This is a genomic window from Clostridium sp., from assembly GCF_050717545.1.
In the GTDB taxonomy this organism is placed as follows: Bacteria; Bacillota; Clostridia; order Clostridiales; family Clostridiaceae; genus Clostridium_AD.
Genome location: NZ_JBOITN010000029.1, coordinates 128,024 through 148,399, shown reverse-complemented (window position 1 = coordinate 148,399; position 20,376 = coordinate 128,024). Strand labels below are relative to the sequence as shown.

The 20,376-nt window shown below is 30.8% G+C and carries 15 protein-coding genes; 5 read left to right on the top strand and 10 right to left on the bottom strand.

Features of this window, described 5'->3' with window-relative positions; translation table 11 throughout:
* Positions 1 to 75 precede the first annotated feature (75 nt).
* Positions 76 to 1,365 (bottom strand): Na+/H+ antiporter NhaC family protein, encoded by a 1,290-nt coding sequence (locus ACREVX_RS07770; protein ID WP_431543601.1) that lies wholly within the window; start codon positions 1,363 to 1,365, stop codon positions 76 to 78.
* A 364-nt stretch (positions 1,366 to 1,729) separates the two neighbouring features.
* On the opposite strand from ACREVX_RS07770, the gene ACREVX_RS07765 reads away from it, so the two are divergent.
* Positions 1,730 to 2,440, top strand: a complete 711-nt coding sequence (locus ACREVX_RS07765) for a tetratricopeptide repeat protein (RefSeq protein WP_431543600.1) — start codon at positions 1,730 to 1,732, stop codon at positions 2,438 to 2,440.
* A 90-nt stretch (positions 2,441 to 2,530) separates the two neighbouring features.
* Here ACREVX_RS07765 and ACREVX_RS07760 read toward each other — a convergent pair whose 3' ends face one another.
* From ACREVX_RS07760 to ACREVX_RS07740, 5 genes are all read right to left on the bottom strand, one after another.
* On the bottom strand, positions 2,531 to 4,630 hold the full coding sequence (locus ACREVX_RS07760; protein WP_431543599.1) for a sodium-translocating pyrophosphatase: 2,100 nt from the start codon (positions 4,628 to 4,630) through the stop codon (positions 2,531 to 2,533).
* A 143-nt stretch (positions 4,631 to 4,773) separates the two neighbouring features.
* Complete coding sequence (locus tag ACREVX_RS07755) at positions 4,774 to 5,709, bottom strand: AEC family transporter (protein WP_431543598.1); 936 nt, start codon at positions 5,707 to 5,709, stop codon at positions 4,774 to 4,776.
* 17 nt (positions 5,710 to 5,726) lie between these two features.
* Complete coding sequence (locus tag ACREVX_RS07750) at positions 5,727 to 6,575, bottom strand: AraC family transcriptional regulator (protein ID WP_431543597.1); 849 nt, start codon at positions 6,573 to 6,575, stop codon at positions 5,727 to 5,729.
* Between the two features lie 103 nt (positions 6,576 to 6,678).
* A complete protein-coding gene (locus tag ACREVX_RS07745) occupies positions 6,679 to 7,602 on the bottom strand; it encodes a sugar phosphate isomerase/epimerase family protein (RefSeq protein WP_431543596.1) in 924 nt (307 codons plus the stop codon).
* Between the two features lie 132 nt (positions 7,603 to 7,734).
* Positions 7,735 to 8,820 carry a Gfo/Idh/MocA family protein gene (locus ACREVX_RS07740; RefSeq protein ID WP_431543595.1) on the bottom strand — a complete coding sequence of 362 codons (1,086 nt, stop codon included), beginning with the start codon at positions 8,818 to 8,820 and terminating at the stop codon, positions 7,735 to 7,737.
* 256 nt (positions 8,821 to 9,076) lie between these two features.
* Here ACREVX_RS07740 and ACREVX_RS07735 point away from each other — a divergent pair, with 256 nt between their 5' ends.
* On the top strand, positions 9,077 to 10,375 hold the full coding sequence (locus ACREVX_RS07735) for a lactate racemase domain-containing protein (protein ID WP_431543621.1): 1,299 nt from the start codon (positions 9,077 to 9,079) through the stop codon (positions 10,373 to 10,375).
* Positions 10,376 to 10,449: 74 nt separating this feature from the next.
* On the opposite strand, the gene ACREVX_RS07730 is transcribed toward ACREVX_RS07735, so the two are convergent.
* On the bottom strand, positions 10,450 to 12,519 hold the full coding sequence (locus tag ACREVX_RS07730) for a penicillin-binding transpeptidase domain-containing protein (RefSeq protein WP_431543594.1): 2,070 nt from the start codon (positions 12,517 to 12,519) through the stop codon (positions 10,450 to 10,452).
* Positions 12,520 to 12,667: 148 nt separating this feature from the next.
* Positions 12,668 to 13,660, bottom strand: a complete 993-nt coding sequence (locus ACREVX_RS07725; protein ID WP_431543593.1) for an SNIPE associated domain-containing protein — start codon at positions 13,658 to 13,660, stop codon at positions 12,668 to 12,670.
* 250 nt (positions 13,661 to 13,910) lie between these two features.
* Between ACREVX_RS07725 and ACREVX_RS07720 the strand changes: the two genes are divergently transcribed.
* On the top strand, positions 13,911 to 14,114 hold the full coding sequence (locus ACREVX_RS07720) for a DUF1450 domain-containing protein (RefSeq protein ID WP_431543620.1): 204 nt from the start codon (positions 13,911 to 13,913) through the stop codon (positions 14,112 to 14,114).
* 88 nt (positions 14,115 to 14,202) lie between these two features.
* Here ACREVX_RS07720 and ACREVX_RS07715 read toward each other — a convergent pair whose 3' ends face one another.
* Positions 14,203 to 16,332, bottom strand: coding sequence for an RNA degradosome polyphosphate kinase (locus ACREVX_RS07715; protein WP_431543592.1), 2,130 nt, complete (start codon positions 16,330 to 16,332; stop codon positions 14,203 to 14,205).
* Between the two features lie 16 nt (positions 16,333 to 16,348).
* Complete coding sequence (locus ACREVX_RS07710; RefSeq protein ID WP_431543591.1) at positions 16,349 to 17,890, bottom strand: Ppx/GppA phosphatase family protein; 1,542 nt, start codon at positions 17,888 to 17,890, stop codon at positions 16,349 to 16,351.
* A gap of 228 nt (positions 17,891 to 18,118) precedes the next feature.
* Between ACREVX_RS07710 and ppx the strand changes: the two genes are divergently transcribed.
* Together ppx and ACREVX_RS07700 are read left to right on the top strand one after the other, a co-directional pair.
* Positions 18,119 to 19,621 (top strand): exopolyphosphatase, encoded by a 1,503-nt coding sequence (gene ppx, locus ACREVX_RS07705; protein ID WP_431543590.1) that lies wholly within the window; start codon positions 18,119 to 18,121, stop codon positions 19,619 to 19,621.
* Positions 19,622 to 19,729: 108 nt separating this feature from the next.
* Positions 19,730 to 20,317, top strand: coding sequence for an HD domain-containing protein (locus tag ACREVX_RS07700; RefSeq protein ID WP_431543589.1), 588 nt, complete (start codon positions 19,730 to 19,732; stop codon positions 20,315 to 20,317).
* The last annotated feature ends 59 nt before the right edge of the window (positions 20,318 to 20,376 follow it).

The following is a 20,376-nucleotide window of genomic DNA, read 5'->3' as shown; positions in this document are numbered from 1 at the left end:
TTATTAAAATTAATAGAAATATATAAACATATACACAAACTAAAAAACGAGGTACTGTAATGGATAAAAAATTGTTTATTTATACTTTATTTTTGGTAAATCTAAATATATTGAAAGTAAACCACAAACTATCATCAGATAAGAATATATTGAAAAAGGAATAATCTTCATAGGCGATATTTTACCGATTGTTGCTGCGAGTAATATTTGCGCTGCATAAGGACTTATACCTTGGAAAGCAGACGAGAATATATCTAAAATGCTTGCTGTTTTTACTTTGCTAACCATATATTCATCTGATAAATCCTTTGCCAGTGGTCCTGAAGTAATAATAGCTATTGTATTATTTGTAGTAGTTATATCTATAAGGCTTACAAGCGCTGCTATTCCTATTTCAGCTCCCTTCTTCGTTTTAACTCTAGATGTTATCTTTTCTAATAAAAACTCAATTCCACCATAGTAATGCATTAATCCAACTAATCCCCCTACCATAATAGAAATTAGCGCTAAATCTTCCATGCTAACCATTCCACGTTGTAATACTGACAGCATCTCAACTATATTAAAACTTCCCATTAATAGACCTATTACTGATCCTGCACTTATGCCTATAGCTAAAACAACCATTACATTTAGTCCAACTACTGCGCTAATAATAATTGCAACATATGGAATTATCCTAATTAATGAGTATTCATGTGGTGAAAGCTGGACATTTCCACCTGATAGAAAAGTTAAAATTATTATAGTTATAACAAAAGCAGGTAGAACAATTACACTGTTTGACTTAAACTTATCTCTCATTTCTACCCCTTGCGTTCTCGTAGATGCAATTGTTGTGTCAGAAATAAAAGATAAATTATCACCAAACATTGCACCTCCAACAACTGTCCCTAAAACCAAAGGTAAGCCCATACCAGTTTGCGTTGCTATCCCAACTCCAATTGGTGCAAGTGCTGTTACCGTCCCCATGGATGTACCCATAGAAAATGATAAAATTGAGCCAACTACAAATAAACCCGGAAGCAACATATTAGATGGTAAAACACTTAACCCCATATTCACGATTGATGTTACTGCACCCATTGCATCAGCAATAGAATAAAAAGCACCTGCTAATATAAATATAATAACCATTACCATAATAGTAGGCTCTCCTGCTGCTTTCGCAAATATATCAACTTTTTTTGATAATGATGTTTTTGCATCCTTTTTATCCAATAATAAAGAAAAAGCAGCAGACAAAGTAAATGCTACTAATAAAGGCATACTCGAGAAATTCCCTGTTAAAATACCAGACCCCATAAACAATATTAAGAAAAATACCAAAGGCAATAATCCCACAAAACTAGTTTTCTTTTTCATTTCATTTTCCTCCTAAGTGTAATAAATATTCTTCTATATCATTAATTACAAAGTTTCGTATAGCATTTATTATTTTAACATTTATATTCATTAATTTCGATAAATTTCAATATATTTGTTATATATTCATATAAATTATTTAGTAAAATAGAGTTTATATATATATAAGTGAAATACTATAACTGCTTATTTATAATTTTAACTACACATAGTATATATTTTACTATATTAAATAACCATATATTGATATTATATAAGAATACGGTAACTCACGAACAATTAACTATAAGTATTCCTAAAACGTATATGTATTAAAATAAAAATTAAGCACACAATTTTATTAGTAAAGGGCTAGGTGGAAAATATGAAATCAAAATCATTTAAATTAAAGGTTCTTGCTTTAGGGGTTATAACCATAATTGGAATAAGTATAGCAGTTAACGGTGCTATAAAAAACAATAATATAAAAAATGATGTTATTGCAGCAAGTATCAAAGCAGATTTAGCCGCAAACAAAATCAAAGAAATAAAACAGCAGCAGTTAAACCAAAACGAGCAAAAAATACAGCTCCAGATAAATCAAAAGCAGAAAAGTTTAGAGGCTACATGGAAAATAGGGTATGATCAATTTTTCAAAAAAGAATATAATAACGCAATTGAAACTGAAAGAAAAGTGATACAAGAAGATCCTACTTTTTACAAAGCATATGCTGTAGAGGGAATTGCATTGGCTTACAGTGGTAATTTTGAGAAAGGTATGGCGCAAATTGATTTATCATTAAAACTTAATCCAAGTTATGGTTATGCTAGGTTTAACAAAGCTTTAACTTATGAATTATACCATCATTATGATGAAGCATTAACCTGGTATAATAAAGCTTTAGAGGTTGAAAAATCCGAATGGAGTTATTACGGCATTGCTAGCATCTATGGAAGAAAAGGCGATACTTTAAACACTATAAAATATTTGAATCTTGCAATCGAAATAAACCCAAGTGTTAAAAATACTGCAAAAACCGAGGAAGATTTTAATAACGTTCGCGAAAGTCCAGAATTCAAGAAGCTACTAAACTAATACATAGTATAGGAAATTAACAAAATAAAAACATCCAATTAGTGTAAACATATTGGATGTTTTTATAATTCTATTTGTCTGTAATTCATCTTAAAAAATAGAGAATTTTAAAATGAATGCTGCAAATACAATTGATACCATTGAAAGTAATTTGATTAATATATTTATTGATGGGCCTGAGGTATCCTTAAATGGATCTCCTACAGTATCACCAATAACAGCAGCTTTATGACAATCTGATCCCTTTCCACCTAGGTTGCCTGCTTCAATATGCTTTTTCGCATTATCCCAAGCTCCACCGGAATTCGCCATCATAACAGCAAGTACAAATCCTGTTACAGTTGCTCCTGCAAGTAACCCGGCTACCCCATTTACGCCTAAGAGCAAACCAACTGTTATTGGTATAATAATAGCTAATATGGCAGGAAGAATCATTTCCTTTTGGGCTGACTTCGTGCATATGTCAACACATTGAGCATAGTCAGCTTCTGCTTTGCCCTCCATAAGACCCACTATTTCTCTAAATTGTCTTCTAACTTCTACCACTATAAGTTGTGCCGCTTTCCCTACTGCATCCATTGTAAGCGCTGCAAATACAAAAGGTACCATTCCACCAATAAATAATCCTATAAGAACCTGAGGATTTAATATTGATAAATTAAAAACAAAATCTAAATTCTCTTTTTTTACAATAATCTCCACTTGCTCTCTATATGCTGCAATAAGTGCAAGAGCTGTTAACGCTGCAGAACCTATAGCAAAACCTTTACCTGTAGCTGCAGTAGTATTTCCTAAAGAATCGAGAGCATCTGTTCGCTCACGTACTATAGGCTCTTGATGAGTCATTTCTGCAATTCCACCAGCGTTGTCCGCCACAGGACCATAAGCATCTGTAGCTAATGTTATCCCTAATGTACTAAGCATTCCTACTGCTGCTATACCTACACCATATAAACCCATATTATAATCTGCTGATCCTCCAGCAAAATAGAAACTAGCTGCTATAGCTGCGGCCACTATTATAACCGGAAGGAAAGTGGACATCATTCCAAGTGATAAACCGCCTATAATAACAGTGGCTGCACCTGTTGTTGTTGTTTGAGCTAATTTCTTAGTAGGCTTATACGTGTCAGACGTAAAGTATTCTGTACAAAATCCAATTAAGTTACCTGCTATAAGTCCACTTAATATTGCAAAATAAACTCCGATACGCTCCCATCCAAGTACATTCCAAACTAAGAAGAAAGAGAGCACAGCAATTATTGCAGAACTGACATAGATACCGCGTCTAAGTGCTGCTAAAAGTACTTTTTGCTCAGCTTTCTCCCCAGCTTTAACAAAGAAGGTTCCAATAATAGATGCAACTACCCCTATAGCTGCTATAGTCATAGGAATTGAAACACCTGAAACTCCAAGACCCGCAGCTACGGCAAGTGCAGAAGTGGATACTATCGAGCCTACATATGACTCATAAAGATCAGCACCCATACCTGCAACATCTCCAACATTGTCCCCAACGTTATCCGCTATAACTGCAGGATTTCTTGGATCATCTTCCGGAATTCCTGCTTCTAACTTACCAACAAGATCTGCACCTACGTCTGCCGCTTTAGTAAATATACCTCCACCAACACGTGCAAATAATGCCATAGAACTTGCTCCCATTCCAAATGTAATCATTGCGCTTGTTATATTTTGAATTCTTAATGCTGGCTCTAGATTTCTATAGAAAAAATCTAGTAAAAAATACCATATACTAATATCAAGAAGACCAAGACCTACAACAGTAAGTCCCATTACTGCGCCACTTGAAAAAGCAATATTTAATGCACTGTTTAGACTTCTCCCAGCTGCATGTGTTGTTCTAACATTTGCTTGCGTTGCTATTTTCATACCTATAAATCCTGAGAGACCTGAGAAGAAACCTCCACTTATGAAAGCAAAAGGTACAAACGGGGTAAGAAATCCAAACCCTACCAGTATCCATAGTATTATAAACAAACCTATAAAGAAAAAAGCCACTCCAGTGTACTGCCTTTTTAGATAAGCATTTGCACCTTTTCTTATATCATTAGCAATTTTTTTCATTTGTTCGTTTCCCTCATTTTCTTTTAATACTTTAGATGCAAGATATCCAGCAAAAGCAAGGGCTAATATGGAACAAATTGGGGCTAAAATAAATATACTCATAATAACTACCTCCTAGAAATTTTAATATACAATTATATAATAATACTTCTCTAAATAGTAATTAATTCCTCTTTTTTCATATATAATAAATAAAATATTATTTAATTTATTACCATTGCTATTAATTAAAAATATAATATCATTCATTTCAGTATTGTCATTAAAATTGGTATTACAATCAGAGTCCCTATAGTTGTAATAGCTATCATTAATGAGGCAAAATTATAATCGGACCCATAAGCTTTTGCAATTATTGCAGAATTAGCCATTACAGGCATAGCTGCTTCAACAACAAAAACCGAACCCATAAGGGTCGGTATAGGAAACATAGGTACAATTAATAGCACTAGTGCTGGTGATATCACAAATCTACCTATTAATACCCAAACTATATCTAAGCTGAACTTTACTGATTTCAAATTTATTAAGTAAATGGATGCCCCTATAAAAAACATTGATAGAGGCGTTGTAAGATTACCCAAACTTTTAGTGGTACCCATAATAACTGATGGTAATTTAATATTTAATAACACCAGAATCATTCCAAAGATAAACCCCATTAGTGGAGGAGAAAATATCTTTTTTATAAAATCAACTGATAAAAATTTAAACGCTCTTTTATTCCCGTCCTTAGTTATTTCATAAACACCTATTGTCCAAAAAAAAGCACTATTAGCTATGTAATAAAGTAACACATATGGCACACTTTTTTCTCCAAATAGAGCCATATTAACTGGGATTCCCATATATATAGTATTTGAATTAGAGAACATACACACAAAAAGTCCACGCCTACTAGTCTTAACTTTAACAATTTCAGCAAATATCTTTGCAATAATAAAAGTACCTCCGATTGTTAAAAAAGGAACTACTAATCCACTTGAATCTGCTATAAGTTTCTGTTTTGTAAAATTAGTCATAATTGTATTAATCATCATCATCGGAAGTGAAATATTTATAACAATGGTTGTTATTAAATTAATTCCTTTTTCATCAAGTATTTTTTTATATGCTAAAAAATACCCTACTATAATCAGTATCATTATACTTAATACACTTTGATTTGCTGCAAAAAACATATAAACCCTCCCCCCCTCTATTTAATAGCCTTCCTATATTCCATTGGAGCACAACCCTTTAACTGTTTAAATACTCTGTTGAAAGTCTTAACACTATTAAATCCAGATTTATATGCTATTTGAGTAATAGAATCCATTTCCACCATAAGATGCCATTCTGCCTTAGTTATTCGAAAATTATTCAAATAATCTACAAAGGTCACTCCAGTGTTCTCTTTAAAAAATTTTGTGAAATAATATAAACTAAATCCAGCTACATTTGAAATTTCCCGTAAATTAATATTTGATTGATAGTTTTTATCCACATATTGAAACACTTTATCAAGCTTTTGTAGTTTTTCCATATGGTGACTCTCAGCCTTCGCCGAATACTCACCTTTAGGCATGTATCTAATTAATATTCCGGCTAAGTCGTAAAGTCTAGCTTTCATTATAAGTTTATACCCTTCTCGTTCTCCACTGTTTTCACTTATAAGCTGCTGAATTTGTTTTTCCATTAGAGTATGGATAACAGTGCCAGGGGTAAGATATTTAGAATGAGTGAACATAGGCCTTATAACTTTGCTATCCTTAGCTCCAGAAAGAAATGCATCGTAAATTGACATTCTAAATTGTATTACTACCCTATTGCTAGGCTGCTTTTCTTTTAAAAAGAAATGCACCTCCCCAGGCCCTATTATTAAAATATCTCTTGCTTTAAGGTGATATAAATCGTTAGCTATACCTACTTTCACTTTTCCTTCTACATGATAGATTATTTCAATATCTTCATGCCAATGATGAGGTGTACTCTCATAACCATCATTTAAAAATAACCTAAAAGGAAAATCTGGTTCTAACACAGTTTTTTCAAAACTACATTGCATAATTTCCTCCAAAAGTTTATTTGAAACATGCAATTTACATGCTACACCTTAATTTTAACTCTTTTCATGCCAGATTCATAGATGCAGCATATATTAAAAAATTCTATATCAATTTTTCAAGATAATTTATTCCAATTTTTAATCCTTCTTTTACTTTTTCTTCACTGCCTTCATAAAGCGGATCTTCATGCTCAATACTTACTACACCATCGTATCCAATTTCTTTTAGTTCATTTAGAAATTTTACCCAATCAATAGTTCCAAGTCCAGGCATTCTGTATCTCCAAAATCCAAAATCTTCATTGCTAACATTTAGTTGTTTATCAAAAGTACCATACATTTTTATTTTATCCTCAAATACTTCAGTATCCTTTGCATGTACATGGAATATTCTATTTTTAAATTCCTTTATTGGGCTAATATAATCAATTAGCATAGAATGTAAATGAGAAGGATCATAATTCAATCCGAAATTTTTATTTGGAACTCTTTTAAACATTTCTCTCCATAACTCTGGTGTAAATGATATAGTTCCTGGTATGCCCTTTACTTGCCATCCATTCATTGCACAGTTTTCAATTACTACATCTATACCTTTATCCTCTGCGTATTTTACCAAATCACTAAATACAACTTCAAACTCATCAAAGTTTTCCTCTAAAGATTTATCTATATCCCTTCCAACGAAAGTCCCAACACAACTCACTCCTAGCAATACCGCTGCATCTACACATTTTTTGAAATGGTTATTTACGAATTTTCTTTTTTGTGGGTCATGATCTAAATTATTATCGTAATAGGCTATTGAAGATATTGTAAGTCCATATTCTTTAAAATATAACTTTATTTCTTCTGCTTCTTCCTTTGTAAAATTAGCTACATCTATCTCACTTCCTGAATAATCGCGGCTATTAGTCCTTGGCCAACAAGAAAGTTCCAATGCTTTAAACCCATGTTCACTAGCCCATTTTGCTTTTTCCTTTAATGGAATCCCACCGAGACACCCTGTTAATAATCCTATATACATATTAAACACCATCCTTAATTATTTTTTTAAAGTTTTTAAATCCTATTTCTACACTTTAACGACATTTCAGAAGAAAAGTCTCCCACTTCTATAAGTGGGGAGATAACAATTCATTAAGCATCTTCGCCACCTTTATTTATTTAAATAAATCGGTTTTCCTGTTTTTGAAGACTCATATATCGCTTCTAGTACTTCTGTAACCACTAAAGCCTGTTCAGGTTTTACTATTGGTTGCGTGTCGTTTAATATACAATCAATCCAGGCCCTAGCCTCAGCCTCTGCTGGGTCCTCCGAAATTCCTTCATTAAATGCAACTCCAGAAGATTCAAAATCAACTTTAGTTTCATATAATCTACCTAGGTTTTCTCCATTAATTCTAAGACCATCCTTCATATCAGCCCCACCTTCTGTACCACTAAGGCTTGTCTGAGCTTCTCCAACCTCAAGACTATTTAATGCCCAGCTTGATTCAATTACTACAGTAGCTCCATTTTCCATAGTAACAAAAGCAAATGCAGAGTCTTCAACTGTAAATTTGCTTGGGTCCCAAGGTCCCCATGCATTAGCTGCATTTTCTTTTTTACTTAACTTATGGTATACATTTCCTACAACATACTTAGGTTTATAATTATCAAGCATCCAAAGAGTTAAATCTAAAGCATGTGTTCCAATATCAATTAACGGTCCTCCGCCTTGCTCAAATTCATTTAAAAACACACCCCAAGTTGGAACTGCTCTTCTTCTAATAGCATGTGCTTTAGCAAAATATATATCTCCAAGGTCTCCATTTTCACAAATGGTTTTAAGATATCTGGAATCCGCTCTAAATCTATTTTGATATCCTATAGTAAGTTTTTTACCAGTTCTTTTGGCAGCTTCAAGCATTTTTCTCGCCTCATCTGAGGTTTTTGCCATTGGTTTTTCACACATAACATGTTTTCCTGACTCAAGCACATCCACCGTTATAAAACTATGTGACCTATTAGGTGTACACACATGAATGACATCAATAGAATCATCTTTTAAAAGCTCTTTATAGTCTAAATATACCTTAGCGCCTTTACTTCCATATTTTTTTGCAGCCTCTTCAGCTTTTTCTATTTCTAAATCACAAAAAGCTACCATTTCAACTTCTATTATTTTCGCAAGACTTGGCATATGCTTAGCATTTGCTATACCACCACAACCAATTATTCCAATGTTTAGTTTCTTTTCCATAAATTCATTCCTTTCTACTTCACAATTACTATATTATTTAGTTTTATAAATTGTTTTACGTTTACACTTATTATTCTATATCATTTTTATTATAATTACTCCCCAGCAATTGCTCAATACTTCTCATATATTGCTTTTTGCACATATTAATTCAATTTGTTAGGTTCATATATTTATATATATACCCCCATACGTTGACATTACTTAAGCTATCATGTTTAATATATAGAAAGAGAAAATGTGGAGGTAACTTATGATGAGCGAATTTGAATTGAAACAAGGAATAGGAACTGTTAAGTTTTCTATTAGTGAAAAAAATCTAATTGGTGTAATTGAAAATAAATCATCAATAAGTTCTAAAACCGAGGAAGACATTATAAAAGATGCGCTTGAGAATCCTATATCTAGTCCTAAGATAAAAGAAATAGTGCAGGCTTTAGAAACAGTTTGTATAGTTATACCTGATGTTACCAGGATGTGGCAAAAACCTTATTTATATCTTCCGATTATTATAGATGAACTTTTGGGAGCTGGAATAAAACCTAAAGATATATTATTTATCAGCGCTACTGGCTCTCATAGAAACCAAACTGAGGATGAATATAGGCAACTTCTTGGTGACAAACTTTACGGGAAATATAAAATAATTGATCATGATTGTAATGACAAAGATAACTTAATTTATGTAGGCAAAACAAGCTTTGGTACATCAGTAAGCATTAATAAAATAGCTATGAATTATAACCATATTATAATTACGGGGGGCATAGTATACCATTTTCTAGTTGGTTGGTCTGGCGGAAAAAAATCAATTTTACCTGGCATTGCAGCTTATGAAACAATAATGGCAAATCACGGTCTTTCACTTAATAAAAACTTAGGGCAAGGAACCCGAGATGAAATTAAGTGTGGAAATATTACAAACAACCCTGTTCATCTGGATATGGAAGAAGCCACTGCTATGGTAAATCCATGTTTTATGTTTAATGTAATCATGGCTAGTAACGGTAATATCGCTCAAGCTGTTGCAGGCAATTATTTAAAAGCACATGAGCAAGGCAGAAAATATGTTGACGAGTCTGACAGTACAGATATAATGCACAAAGCTGACTTAGTAATTGCAACAGCTGGAGGTTACCCTAAAGATATTAATTTCTATCAATCCTCAAAACTTATATTGAATGCAAGGGAAGCTTTAAAAGAAGGCGGTACCTTAATTGCATTAACGCAGTGTAGTGAAGGACTTGGTGGTGATGATGATGTTAGATCTATACTTGCAAACTTTGATAACTTAATTGATCGTGAAAAATCATTAAGAAATCGTTATACCATATCAAAACATGTAGGATGTCTTGCTTGTGAAACTGCTGAAACTTTTAATCTTATTCTTGTTTCAGATTTAGACCCTAAATTCCTTGAAAATACAGGAATTAAAATAGTTAAAACAATAGATGAAGCATTAAAGTTGACTTATGCCCAAAAAGGTGAAAATTTAAAAACTTATATAATGCCACATGGAGCAAACACTTTGCCTAAACTTCCTCCTACTGTTTAAAATAAATATTAATTTAATTATACGCACGAAAAAAAGCTCTTGATACTAATCAAGAGCTTTAGCTATTATTAAAGCTACTTTGTTTGTCTATTTAAGTAATAATCCATTACTCCTTTTACCATAGGTGTAACATAGTGACTTTCACCTTTATTTTTTACATTTTCAATTAACATCGATACCACTATTTTAGGATTTGCAGTATCCATACATACAAACCACCCATTATCTTCTGCAGTTGTATCACTATCATCTTTTTTTAGTTCTGCTGTTCCAGTTTTACCTGCAAGAGCTAATCCGTCAATTTTTACATTATGTGCTGTACCATTTACGTCTTCTATAACTGCGGTAAGATCATCTTTTATTATTTTTATATTATCTTTTGAAATTACATTTTGTTTCCATACCACTGGCAGTATCTTTTCGCTTACAGCTTCTAAAGTTGGTGACATAATATTTCCATCATTAACAACTGCGCTATAGGATAGTGCAAGCTGGAGTGGACTCATAAGGACTTCCCCCTGACCATAACCAGTATCGGCCAGCAACTCGTCATTTTTAATTTTGTTATTATTTGCTACTTGTGAATTTCTTATAGGATAACCTACTGGAAGCTTTTCTCCTAACCCAAATTTATTGCTCCCACTTATGAATGCATCTGCTCCTATACTAATTGCTGACCTTGCAAAGTATATGTTATCGGAATAGACAAATGCATTTTTTAAGTTCACGGGACTTACATCGCCGTTAACTCTTTTAACCATATGTGATCCCCAGGATTTATCTGGTTGCCATGTATCTCCTTGTATGTCTATAGCCTCATCAGGTTTTATCTTCCCAGTATCGAGTCCAATAGCCGCCGTTATAAGTTTAAATGTAGATCCTGGAGAATATGCGGCGCTAAATCTATTTTTAAATGGTTCATCAGCAGCTTTCCATGCTGCTAGTTGCTTATTAGACTTATATGTTGAATAAGCATTTGAGTCAAAGGACGGCGAACTAACCATGGCTAGCACCTCTCCTGTTTTTGGGTTTACAGCAGTTGAAGCGCCTGGTTCCCCCTTCATCTCTGCATATATCTTCTTTTGGAGCTCAATATCTACTGATAATTTTATATTTTCACCAGCCTTAGCTTGTTTTTTAATAATTTCAACTGTGCTCTTATCCTTAACTTTAGATATATATATTGTTGAACCATTCTCACCCTTAAGTCTATCTTCGTCCACCTGCTCTAGACCTTTTGCACCTATCATGCTATGTGCGCTATAACCCTTACCAGAGTTATTTTCTAGCTCTTCTGCAGTTATAGGTCTAATGTACCCTATAAGAGAACCAAATGCTTCTCCACCTGGATATATTCTTCCTTTAGATATCTGTGGCAATACTCCCTCAATTTTCATAACTCCATCTATTTTTGCTGTTTCGCTCCTCAATATATTAATAATTGGTATAAACTGAGTAGACGCTTCATTACCTTTTAATTTATTTACTATTACCGAAGCGTTAATATCAAGTATTTTAGCCATTTGAGCTATTTTAGTATCCTTATCTTTTACAAATCTAATAGGTTCTAAGCCCAGAGTAACAATTTCATCATCTGTATTTTTAGCAAGTGCTACTCCATTCCTATCAGAAATTTCTCCACGCGTCGCAAGGATTGTAGTTACCCTTACTGTATCCCCCGCTTCCATACTAGGAAATATCATTTTCTCATCCCAACCTATTGTCCACTGATTTTTATTATCGACTTTTTCCTTTACCATATATGCCTGGTAGCCTGGAGTCGTTACTTGCCCTGCAACAGTATCCATAGCTAGAGAAAATGGTATGGTAATATCTTTTTTGTTTGCTTCTTTAATTTGATCCTCATTCTCCATTTTAATTGATATATTTTTCGCCTCTATACCATTATAAATATTTGTGTATTTATCTATAAATTCTTTTTGAGTTACTTCCCCTTTAGTTTTAACCGAAAGCATATCGTACATACTTTTATAGTCTTTCTTTACCCAATTGTTTTTATATGTATTAAAGGTTTGCGTTGCACTATCTCCCTTTGTAAAAAAAATATACGTAAATACTGCTATTACTATTAAAATAATTCCTAATGCTACAAACAAAATTGCTCTTAAAGTCTTTTTTGACATTTCTTTACCACCTCTCGCTTATTATAACACTAGGAACCTTTACTTAAATAGGAAATATTTTCTTTTATATTTATATTGTTTATCCTCTAACCATAAATCAAAAGCCTATGCAAATGCATAGGCTTTTATGTAATATATACTTTTTATTTTATTCTGCCATTCTTCTTTGTTCTTCCTTTTCTTCTTGCTTTTTCAGTTTGTATTCATAAAATAGGTATAGTTCTTCTATTTTAGTATTAAAATACTTCTTAGATATTTTGACCTGAGTTATATTACCAAGTTTGTTTAAATCCTCAAAGAATTTTCTAATTACGTTCTCTATTACTTCTACATTGCTATATTTAACCTTATCAATTATTGCATCGCATTCATCATTAAAAATTCTAAGAACTAATTTAACCATCTCGCCCGTCTTATCATCTACTATTTGATTGTCTTCGTCTATACTTGCATTAATAACCCACTGCTTAAATTCAATAGCTTCTTTAGATTTAATCATTTCCATTTGCTTTTCTCTTATATTTTGAAGCATTTTAGATGATTTTTCTGAGTCCATGAACTCATGTTTAGGTTTAGATACCCCAAAACTTTGCATTAAAACATCAGCATCTAAGTTTACTATTTGAGATTTTAGACTATCTACATTTATTTTTACATTATCATATTCTACATTAAGCTCATCAATAGATTTTGTTTTAGTATCAATTAAAATTCCAAATTCGTTTGATTTACTCTCAAGTTCATTGGCTTTAAGTTTAATTAAATCCTCATATTCTTTACTTTTATTTTCTATAAACTCATCGTATTCATTTGATTTTTCTTCAAGCTCATTTCTTTTAATTTCTATTAAATTATCATATTCATTTGATTTCTCTTCAAACTCTTTAGATTGATAACCAGCTTGGTTATTGTATTCCATTTTTAGTTCTTCTATGTCCCTTGTTTTCGTTTCAATTAACCTATTGTATCCTTCAAGCTCCACTTCAAGTTCTTTAGTTCTAGATAAAATTTGGCTCATTCCCATTTGGGATGGAGTTAGTTTTATATATTTCAAGTTTTTATTTGCCTCAATTAAATTTTCAATCTCAGATTTATATTGCTTTGCATTTAGCGCATCCTTAATAGACGTAAGTATTGCCATAGTAAATCCTCCTTATTTCTTTAATAATTTATATTATAACACAAAAGATTCACTTTTAAATATACAAAATTATCCTTTCAATTAATATTTAACACTATATTCATATTATAATGTTAAATAAATATAATGATAAAGTGTAAGTTATTATAAACATAAAATGTAAGATTACATTTGAAAATATGTCTAAATGCTTGCAAAAATGATAAAGAAAATGTAATGTATTATATAAGAAATCCAAAGGATGTGATATATAATAATTAAAATTTGTAAATCAAATAAAAACTATAATGAGTTAACGAAATCTCTTAAAGATAACAATATGGAATTTAAACACAAAAAATGTTTAAGTAAATGTGGACTATGCCACAAACAACCTTTTGCAAAAATACATGGTGAATTTATCTCTGCTGATAGTGTAGAAAAACTCATAAAAAAATTAAACCAAAACAAATAAAAATTAAGGGTAGATTTTAAAATCTATCCTTCATTTTTATTTGTTTTAAATTATTTATAAGCCCTTTTCTAATACATTTTTTAAACTATTAATTTTTTTCAGATACTCTCGGTTCAAACCCATTTTCTTCCCAATATTCCTTCATATCATAGATTTTCCGTTTACTTTTATTATCCTTTTCAAGTATAATATCATAAAATAATTGCTGACTATTTATTGATTCTTTTCCTCTTCTATCAATCCTTGTATAAGCTCCATCTTTATTTAAAATTCTGGCTTTCTGCGTATCTCCTAGTGAAATATCCAAAATAGCTTTAATTTTTTTTCTAGCTTTATTATCTTCAACTGGGAATAAAAGTTCAACTCGACTATCTAAGTTTCTAGTCATCCAATCCGCACTAGATAAATAGATATTTTCTTGTCCGTCATTATAAAAATAAAAAATACGACTGTGTTCTAAAAATCTTCCTACGATGCTTGTTACAGAAATGTTTTCACTTACACCTAATATTCCTGGTTTAAGACAACAAATTCCTCGTACTAATAGATCAATTTTTACTCCTTCTGTTGATGCTTTAAATAGTGCTTGGATAATTTCCGTATCACCTAATGAGTTTACTTTCACAATAATTCTAGCCTTTTTACCATTTTTAGCATTTTGTGTTTCCTCAAATATCATATTCAAAAATCTGTCTCTTAATTGTAATGGAGCGAGACTAAACTTATGTAATGCTGTTGGCTTAGAATTACCCGATAGCATATTAAATAATGCCGACGCATCTTCTCCAAAATAAGGATTTACGGTAAATAATCCTATATCTGTATAAAGTTTAGCAGTAACATCATTATAATTTCCCGTTCCCACATGCACATAACGCTTAATCCCATCTTCTTCACGCCTTACTACAAGCAATATTTTACAATGAGTTTTTAGTCCCACAAGACCATAAATAACATGACACCCTGATTGTTCTAGTTGCTTTGCCCAAACAATATTATTACTTTCATCAAATCTTGCCTTAAGCTCCACCAATACTGTAACTTGTTTCCCCATTTCTGCAGCATTTGCTAAAGCCTCTATAATAGGTGAGTTACCACTTACACGGTACAATGTATGTTTTATCGCTAGTACATCAGGGTCAACAGATGCTTGCTTAACAAACTCAACAATTGGGTCAAATGATTCATATGGGTGATGTACTAAAATATCTTTTTCTGCAATAGCCTCAAATATGCTATTATATTTTAAAAATTGTTTGGTTGGCTGTGGTTTTATAGTCTCATATTCTAATCTTTCATAACCCTTAATTCTTCCTATCTTGGTTAAAAATGTTAAATCTATTTGGCCATTTATTATATATTCCTGCTCTTTTGAAATTTCAAGCTCGTTCTGAAGAATTTCAAGCAAATTTTTATTCATACCCTTCTCTATTTCAAGACGTACAGCCTTTCCCCATTTGCGTTGCTTTATTGATTCTTCAATTGCTTCTAGAAGATCCTCCGCACCTTCTTCATCTAATGCCATATCTGCATTTCTAGTAATTCTATAACAACTTGTATCCATAATTTCATATCCACTAAAAAGCGAATTTAAATTCATTTTAATAATATCTTCTAAAAACATAAATGATATGCCTTCTTCATCTGGAATTTTTAAAAGTCTATCAAAAACAGAAGGAATCTTTATTGTTGCAAAAATGTTCCCATTCTTGTTATCTTTAAGGAGAATTGCAATATTTAGACTTTTATTTGATATTAATGGGAATGGGCTACTTTGATTAACCACCATAGGTGTTAAAACTAGGAAAATGTTTTTTTTATAATAATTATCAACATATTTAGTCTGCTCTTCATTTAAATCACTTATTTTTAAAAATTTAAATTTTTCTCTTTTAAGAGCTTTTTTTAATGAACGATTATAACAATTAAATTGATCATAAACAAGTTTATGTACTAATATTTCTATTCGAGCCATTTGCTCTATTGGCGAAAGTCCTGAAGGATCTTTTTTATCAAACTTAGCTGTAATTTGATCAGAAAGCGATCCAACCCTAACCATAAAAAACTCATCTAAATTTGAGCTTACTATAGCTGCAAATTTTAGCCTTTCAAAGAGTGGATTTGTTTTATCTTGTGCCTCTTCTAAGACTCTCTCATTAAACTGTATCCAGCTTATTTCTCTATTAATAAAGTATTTAGACAATAAGTGATCAGTCATTTTTTAACTCCCTCCTCTATATTATAGGTTTAACACCAATTACCTCTTCGAAAAAATCTACATGTTTTAAGAACTCCCACTCCTCTAAAATGATATCACCTTCAGATCTTAAATTAAAAAATAGTTTATCTTTGCTTCCTAATAACTTAATTTCTTTAATTTTTTGAAGATGCGATATATCTAAAGACTCTGATAATTTTAATATAGCAGCCAATGTAGATACAATCATTTTATCTCCATCACTTAAAAACCTGTAGTTTTTATGACCTTCGATGGGAATATCTTCAGAGTGGTATCTAGCTGCACTTGCAATAAGTTTAATCTCAATATCTGAAAACCCTATAATACTCTGTGCTCTAATTATATTGTAAGAATGAAAATTATGCTCGTTTGCACTTATAAACCCACCTACATCATGTAGTATAGCTGCCACTTGAAGGTAAAGCCGCTCTCTATCTCCTAATTTATGTAATCTTTTAGTATGATCAAAAATTTCAAGTGAGTGCTTTTCTACAAAAGCAGCATGTTTTTTATCTATTTTATATTTTTCACCTATATACCAAACAGAATTTATAATATCATTTATCAATTCTTTTCTTCGCGAAACATTTAGTATTTCATCAGATAAATCATATAATATACCTTGTCTTTGTGATAATTTAGGAATCTGAATTCCCTCTGCCTTAGTCATTTTTAAAAAGCAATAAAAAATTAATATTGAGGTCAAAAGAAGTTCTGATGTTTTATTAGTAAGTCCGAATGTGTTTTTAATTTGAAAATTATCCATATTACCAATTTCCTTGATGAGTGATAGTAATGCTTCCTTTTTGATATAATAGTCTTTTTTACTAACACCTTTCTTTTTTCTTATAATTGCACATATAGTATTTAGCTCTCCACCTAACCCTAAAAAATGATTAACTTCAAATTTTTCAATTTGAGGTTTTAATACGTATATCTTACTTTCAATATATTGCTCTATAGTTTCTGAAAATTCAGTTGTTTTTGTTTCTAAACCCAATAAAGCTTCTCTTATTTTTAATGATCCAACCTTTACATTCTCAGTAAATTTTAATATACCGTCTTCATAAATTGATGTTTCAACTGCACCAGATGTAATATTAACAATTAAGTATTTTTCTGATTTTTTAATATCAATATCATTCAAATGGTTTCTAACTGCCTTCAACATAAAAAATTGTTCCTGTGCTATATTTATACATTCTATATTTAATCCAGTTCTAAGTCTAATCTGCTCTAATACATATTGTTTGTTCTGGGCTTCTCTAATTCCACTAGTTGCTACTGCCCTATATAATTTAATTCTGTAATCTTTCATAAGACTAACAAAACCCCTTAAATCATCACAGGTATCATGTATTGTGTGGACAGAGATTCTTGATTTAGAAAATGTATTTTTACCTATATTTGTAGGTTTTACTACCTCTTCTAAAACCCTTATTTCGCCTTGTGTATTAATTTCTCCAATTGTCATTTTTAAATAGTTTGCTCCTACATCAATAGCCGCAAATATTTTCCAAGTTGGTACTATGTCCATAAAATTTCTCCTTTGTGTATTAAAATTAATAAATAAACATATAATATATTTTACTATAATAGCGTTTTATATACAATTAATCGAACTATATTTAACAATTTTTAACCACACTTTAACAATAATATAATGTTATTTAGAGTTATTATTTCCATTAATACTTGCAAATAAAATAATACTTTACTATTATGTATATGAGTTCTGTTAAATTATTTTTAAAGGAGAATATGAATGAAAAAAATAGCCATTATCGATATAGGTTCAAATTCAATGCGTTTAGTACTTGTTAAAATAAACAAAGATAACTCTTTTAGTATAATAGATGAAGTAAAAGAAACCGTTCGCCTAGGAAAAGATATGACTCCACAAGGAGGTTTAAATTCTTTTAGAATAGACAAAGCAATCTCTACTTTATCCTTTTTTATACAATTATGTAATATCCAAAACATAACTGAAATTTTACCTGTTGCAACAGAGGCCGTTCGCAAAGCAACAAATCAAAAAGAATTTATAAACCGTGTTAAATTGGAACTTTCAATTAATATTCGCGTCTTAACTGGAATTGAAGAAGCATTTTATGATTATTTTGGAGCAATTAATAGTATGGACTTTTCAGATGCACTTATTATGGATATTGGTGGGAGTAGTTCCGAAATAATTCATGTTGAAAATAGAAAATTAAAAAATTCTATAAGTTTACCTTTTGGAGCTATAAATCTCACCGAGAAATTTTCACTTCAAAAACCTATGAATGATAAAAGTGAAACTGCTATTAAAGAATTTTTAGTCTCACTTTATAAAGATATTCCTTGGTTAAAAGAAGTCAAAAATGTTCCTATAATTGGAATTGGCGGTACTATAAGAAATATAGGAAAAGTACATATGAAAAAAACAAAATATCCCATAGATAATCTCCATAATTATATAATCTCTGCAGATGAAGTGATTGATATTTATGAAAAAGTTAAAGTGAAAAATTCTTCACAAAGAAAAAAGCTTAAGGGACTTTCAAAAGAAAGAGCAGATATATTTGTTGGAGCTACTACAGCTTTAGTTAAATTAATTGAATATCTCGATATAAAAGAACTCCATGTAAGTGGAAGTGGACTTAGAGACGGTTTCTTATATGAATATATTTTCAAAAATAATACTCCCTTAACTGATGTTCTTGATTTTTCTTTAAAAAATAATTTGTTAAATTATAAAATAGATCTTAAACATCCTAGCCATGTATGGATGTTAACTGAGACCTTGTACAATCAACTTAATCAAATTATCGACATAAACATAAATCCTTATAAAATTTTAAAAACCTCAGCTATGCTCCATGATATAGGTATTTTAATAAGTTATTTTGACCACAATAAACACTCTTCTTATATGATTGCTAACTCTAAAATTAATGGACTTACTCATAAAGAACAACTGATGGCCTCATACATAGCTGCACTTCATAGAAAAAACGAATTTAAAATAGACTTAAAATTATATCAAGAAATAATAACTAAAGAAGATTTAGTTATTATTGATAAACTAAGCATATTATTACGTATTAGTGAATGTCTTGATAGATGTTTAAACGGCAATATAAAAATGATTAGTTGTAATATAAATTTAGATACAGTAACCATAACTGTTGATGCAAAATCAGACCCACTTCTAGAAATAACCGCTGCAATAGAATGTTCATCTTCATTTGAAAAAATATACAATAAAAAATTAATATTCCAATAATAAAATTCGAATATAACAAAATATAAGCATGTCATATGCTTTCCTTTCATATAATCAATATAGGTTAAGATATTTTAAAAATACGCCTAATATTGAAAGGACGATGACATGCTTAATATTAAAGATTATTTAAGTAGTACGGAACTTCTTAATGTTTTAAATAAATATAATGTAGTTGATATAAGAGCTCATAGCATGAAAGTTTCAAATTGTGCTTTACGTTTATTTGATTCGCTAAACCCCTGCTATGAATTTAAAGATGAAGAAAGAACTCTCCTATATTTAAGCTCTATGCTCCACGATATAGGCTATTTTATTAACAAGGAAAACCATCATAAGCATTCCAAATATATTATTTTAAAAGAGCCACTTTTAGATATTTTGCCAATTAATATTAGAAATAACTTGGCCATCATTGTAAGTAGTCATGGAAAATCAATGGATGATGATATAAAATTATATCAAGATAAGGAAAAAACTTCTGTTCTAAAATTAATATCACTCCTTAGAATTGCAGACTCATTAGACCATAAACATAATTTAAATGTTAAATTAGAAAAGGTAGAACTACGAAATAATTCTTTAAATATTCAAATAAAAGGTGATGCTTCCTGTATAATTTTAAAAAGAATTAAAAAGAGGTCCTCATTGTTTTCAAACACATTCAATATACCAATATACACGAAATGCATTTAAAAACCATCATTAACTAATTACAGTTTTACTGAATTAGTTAATGATGGTTTATAGTTTAT

What these genes read in the sequence shown, in the direction of transcription:
- ACREVX_RS07770 (WP_431543601.1), bottom strand. Translation starts at nt 1,365, where the DNA reads ATGAAAAAGAAAACTAGTTTTGTGGGATTATTGCCTTTGGTATTTTTC.
- ACREVX_RS07765 (WP_431543600.1), top strand. Translation starts at nt 1,730, where the DNA reads ATGAAATCAAAATCATTTAAATTAAAGGTTCTTGCTTTAGGGGTTATA.
- ACREVX_RS07760 (WP_431543599.1), bottom strand. Translation starts at nt 4,630, where the DNA reads ATGAGTATATTTATTTTAGCCCCAATTTGTTCCATATTAGCCCTTGCT.
- ACREVX_RS07755 (WP_431543598.1), bottom strand. Translation starts at nt 5,709, where the DNA reads ATGTTTTTTGCAGCAAATCAAAGTGTATTAAGTATAATGATACTGATT.
- ACREVX_RS07750 (WP_431543597.1), bottom strand. Translation starts at nt 6,575, where the DNA reads ATGCAATGTAGTTTTGAAAAAACTGTGTTAGAACCAGATTTTCCTTTT.
- ACREVX_RS07745 (WP_431543596.1), bottom strand. Translation starts at nt 7,602, where the DNA reads ATGTATATAGGATTATTAACAGGGTGTCTCGGTGGGATTCCATTAAAG.
- ACREVX_RS07740 (WP_431543595.1), bottom strand. Translation starts at nt 8,820, where the DNA reads ATGGAAAAGAAACTAAACATTGGAATAATTGGTTGTGGTGGTATAGCA.
- ACREVX_RS07735 (WP_431543621.1), top strand. Translation starts at nt 9,077, where the DNA reads ATGAGCGAATTTGAATTGAAACAAGGAATAGGAACTGTTAAGTTTTCT.
- ACREVX_RS07730 (WP_431543594.1), bottom strand. Translation starts at nt 12,519, where the DNA reads ATGTCAAAAAAGACTTTAAGAGCAATTTTGTTTGTAGCATTAGGAATT.
- ACREVX_RS07725 (WP_431543593.1), bottom strand. Translation starts at nt 13,660, where the DNA reads ATGGCAATACTTACGTCTATTAAGGATGCGCTAAATGCAAAGCAATAT.
- ACREVX_RS07715 (WP_431543592.1), bottom strand. Translation starts at nt 16,332, where the DNA reads ATGACTGATCACTTATTGTCTAAATACTTTATTAATAGAGAAATAAGC.
- ACREVX_RS07710 (WP_431543591.1), bottom strand. Translation starts at nt 17,890, where the DNA reads ATGGACATAGTACCAACTTGGAAAATATTTGCGGCTATTGATGTAGGA.
- ppx (WP_431543590.1), top strand. Translation starts at nt 18,119, where the DNA reads ATGAAAAAAATAGCCATTATCGATATAGGTTCAAATTCAATGCGTTTA.
- ACREVX_RS07700 (WP_431543589.1), top strand. Translation starts at nt 19,730, where the DNA reads ATGCTTAATATTAAAGATTATTTAAGTAGTACGGAACTTCTTAATGTT.